Annotated in this window: 4 protein-coding genes; 3 read left to right on the plus strand and 1 reads right to left on the minus strand. The window is 64.7% G+C overall.

Annotation, left to right across the window (positions count from 1 at the left end; translation table 11 throughout):
• The 3 genes from EN884_RS30200 to EN884_RS30210 all read left to right on the plus strand — a co-directional run.
• On the plus strand, positions 1–318 hold a 318-nt coding region (locus EN884_RS30200), incomplete at its 5' end, for an ATP-grasp domain-containing protein (protein ID WP_127219560.1).
• Positions 319–470: 152 nt separating this feature from the next.
• Positions 471–2,450, plus strand: a complete 1,980-nt coding sequence (locus EN884_RS30205) for an AI-2E family transporter (RefSeq protein WP_063168568.1) — start codon at positions 471–473, stop codon at positions 2,448–2,450.
• A 79-nt stretch (positions 2,451–2,529) separates the two neighbouring features.
• Positions 2,530–3,018: a GNAT family N-acetyltransferase gene (locus tag EN884_RS30210; RefSeq protein WP_027160744.1), complete on the plus strand. Its 489-nt coding sequence runs from the start codon at positions 2,530–2,532 to the stop codon at positions 3,016–3,018.
• 57 nt (positions 3,019–3,075) lie between these two features.
• On the opposite strand, the gene EN884_RS30215 is transcribed toward EN884_RS30210, so the two are convergent.
• Positions 3,076–3,426, minus strand: a 351-nt coding sequence (locus EN884_RS30215) for an aldo/keto reductase (RefSeq protein WP_164895242.1), incomplete at its 5' end; no start/stop codon positions are given.

The following is a 3,426-nucleotide window of genomic DNA, read 5'->3' on the forward strand; positions in this document are numbered from 1 at the left end:
TTCTACACCTATGAGGCCAAATATCTCGATGCCGACGGCGCGCTGGTCAAGGTGCCCGCCGATGTCCCGGCCGATGTGGCCGAAAAGGCCAGGGATATGGCGCGGCAGGCGTTCCAGGCGCTTGGCTGCGAAGCCATGGCGCGCGTCGATTTCTTCCTGCGCGCCGACGGCAGCCTGCTTGTCAACGAGGTCAACACCATTCCCGGCTTCACCGACATCTCGATGTATGCCAAGGCGCTTGCCGCCTCAGGCATCGGCTACAGCCAGACCATCGACGTGCTGATCGAGCACGCGCTGGCCAGGCATGCGGCGCGCTGATCCGATCGGGCGAGCCTGACTTCCATTTAGCCCTTCGGGAGCGGCCGGTGCGGGCCGGATCATTGCCTGTGAGCGAGGCGTATTTCATCGTTGGCTAAAGTTGCACGTCCGCTCTATATGCCCGATCATGGCATTTGGCAGGGAGGCATCACGTGGCCAATCGTCGAAACGGCACGGCGTCTCCGGCTGATGGGCTGGGGGACGCCCTTTCAGCGGCCGCGCCCCATCCGCGAACCTCTTTGCCCAATGTGGCGGCCATCGTCACGACAGTGGCGGCACTGTATTTCGGGCGCGAGGTTTTCCTGCCGATCGCCATCGCGCTGCTGCTGACCTTCGCACTGGCGCCGCTTGTCGCAGCGCTAAAAAAGGTCGGCATTCCCCGGATTGCCGCCGTCATCGCCAGCGTGCTCGGCGCCTTCGCGGCGCTTGGCCTGTTCTCCTTCATCGTCGCCACGCAGGTCAGCGAACTGGCGCAGAACATCCCGGTCTACCAGACCAACATCCTGACCAAGATCCGCTCGCTCAAGGAGACCGGGGGCGGGATCCTTGCCAGACTGAGCAAGGTGGTCGAGCGGGTCGGCCAGGAGATCGACAGGCAAGACCCCTCGCTGCCGGCCGCCGCCCCGGAAAAGCCGCCGCGCGAGCCGGTGCCGGTCGAGATCGTCGCGCACGAAAGGCCGCTTCAGGTCCTGCAGAATGTCGTCGGGCCGCTGATCAGCCCGCTTGGGTCGGCCGGGCTGATCATCGTCGTCGTCATCTTCATGCTGCTCGAGCGGGAGGATCTGCGCGACCGCTTCATCCGGCTTGTCGGCTACGGCGACCTCCACCGCACCACCGAGGCGCTTCAGGATGCCGCCAAACGGGTGGGCCGCTATCTCCTGATGCAATTGGTCGTCAACATCGTCTACGCCATACCGATCGCGATCGGGCTCTGGGCCCTCGGTATTCCCAATGCGCTGCTGTGGGGGCTGCTGGCACTGGCGCTGCGTTTCGTTCCCTATATCGGCCCGATCATAGGTATGCTTTTGCCGCTGTTCCTGGCGCTGGCCGTGGCACCGGGCTGGTCGCTCGTGCTGTGGACAGCCGCCCTGTTCGTGGTGATGGAACTGATCACCGGCAATGTCATCGAACCCTGGCTCTACGGTTCGCGGACGGGACTGTCGCCGCTGGCGATCATTGTCGCGGCGATTTTCTGGACGTGGCTCTGGGGGCCGCTCGGGCTGATCCTGTCGACGCCGCTCACTGTCTGCCTGGTGGTGCTGGGCAGGCACGTGCCGCAGTTTGAATTCCTGGACGTGCTGTTCGGCAACGAGCCCGTGCTCGAACCCCATGCGCGCCTGTACCAGCGGCTGCTGGCCGGCGATCCGGAAGAAGCCACCGATCATGCCGAGGAGATGCTGGAGGAGAAATATCTGGTCGAATTCTATGACAAGGTTGCCATTCCGGCGCTTCTGCTGGGCGAACAGGACCGTGTGCGCGGCGTCATGGGCGATTTGCAAAGGCGGCAGGTGGCGGCCAGTGCCCTGATGCTGGTCGCCAATCTCGACGACAGCGCGCAGGAGGAGGCAGGCGAGGAGGAGGGGCCGTCCGTGGCCGCAGAGGCGAGCGACGATGACGATCCCGGCGGGGAGGACGAGACCGAACTGCCCGATGGCACGGATATGTCCGTGCTTTGCGCCGGGGGGCGTGGCGAGCTCGACGACGCCGCTGCCGCGATGCTGGCGCAGGTGCTGGAGGTCCAGGGCGCGACGGTGTCGAAAGCCAGCTTTGCCGATATGGAACCCGCCGGCATTCGCCGCCTTGAGCTCGAAACCGTCGACACCGTCGTGGTCGGATTCCTGAACCGGGATTCCATCAAGCACGCCCGCTTTCTGGTCCGCCGGCTGAAGCGTGCGAAGGCCGCACTTCGGGTGGGAATCGTGTTCTGGTCGGAGGCCGACAGCGAGGACAAGGAGACGGCGGGCAAACTGGCGCGTGACATGAACGCGGATTTCGTGGCGCATGGCATGGTCGACGCCGTGCTGGGCGCGCTGTCAAACGAGCCGCCGGTCGCGCTCAAGCTTGTCGCCAAACGGCGCATGCGGCGACAGCGGGCCGCGTCCAAGAAGGTTACCGCGGCAGCGGCGGGTTGACCGAAATCGGCGGAAGGCCCATGGAACCAGGCGGCCCTCCGCGCGGCCTTACGGATTAGCTACCCGTCGGCGGTGAGAAATGCTCGAAATTCGCCCAGCCCAGGAAGCCGACCGGTCGGCGATCGTGCAACTGTGGCATCAGGGCTGGCATGATGCCCATGCGCATCTGGTTCCAGCCGAAATCCTGGCGTACCGAACGCCGGCGCATTTTGCGCTGTGGCTGGAGCAATCCACCGATGCCTTCCATGTGGCGGCTGCCGATGGATTGCTTGGCTTCGTCTCGATAAACGGGGCGGAGCTGGTCAAACTCTATGTAAGCCCGCAGGCACGGGGAAGCGGAACCGCCCGCGATCTGCTGTCTTATGCCGAGCATCTCTTGTGCGAACAGGGCGTGGCGGAGGCCGAGCTTTTCTGCACGGCGGGAAATGTCCGCGCGCAGAGATTTTATGCCCGCGAAGGATGGCGCTTGAACCGCAGCTTCGAAGACGCACTTTGGCTGCCGGATGATGTCGCCGGCAGGTTCACCGTGGAAACCCACTGCTATCGGAAGCATCTGGGCTTTCGTTAGCATCACTATTCGGAACGAGCTTGGCGAGATTGTCGCGGACGCTGGAGCAGGCGCCCCCTACCGGTCGACCATCGCCATGCCCCGCTCGGTATAGCGCGGGCCGGAGATTTTTCCCGGCGCGAGCGCTTCGTTGAGCGCGGCCATCTCGGCGGCATCGAGTTTGATAGCGGCGCCGGCGACGTTCTCTTCCAGGTATTTTCTGCGCTTGGTGCCGGGGATCGGCACGATGTCGATGCCAAAGCCGTCGCCCTTCGCCAGCAGCCAGGCCAGCGCGACCTGGCCGGGCTTGACGCCGCGGGCAGCGGCGATGTCGCTCACCTTGGCGGCCGCCTCGACATTGGCGTCGTAGTTTTCGCCCTGGTAGCGCGGGTCGTTGCGGCGATAATCGCCGTCGGGATAGTCTTCCGC

Origin of the sequence: Mesorhizobium sp. M7A.F.Ca.AU.001.01.1.1 (genome assembly GCF_004022735.1) — a bacterium.
Lineage (GTDB): Bacteria > Pseudomonadota > Alphaproteobacteria > Rhizobiales > Rhizobiaceae > Mesorhizobium > Mesorhizobium ciceri.

Bases quoted from the DNA above. Each gene is read 5' to 3' on its own strand.
- EN884_RS30210 (WP_027160744.1), top strand. From the start codon at position 2,530: ATGCTCGAAATTCGCCCAGCCCAGGAAGCCGACCGGTCGGCGATCGTG.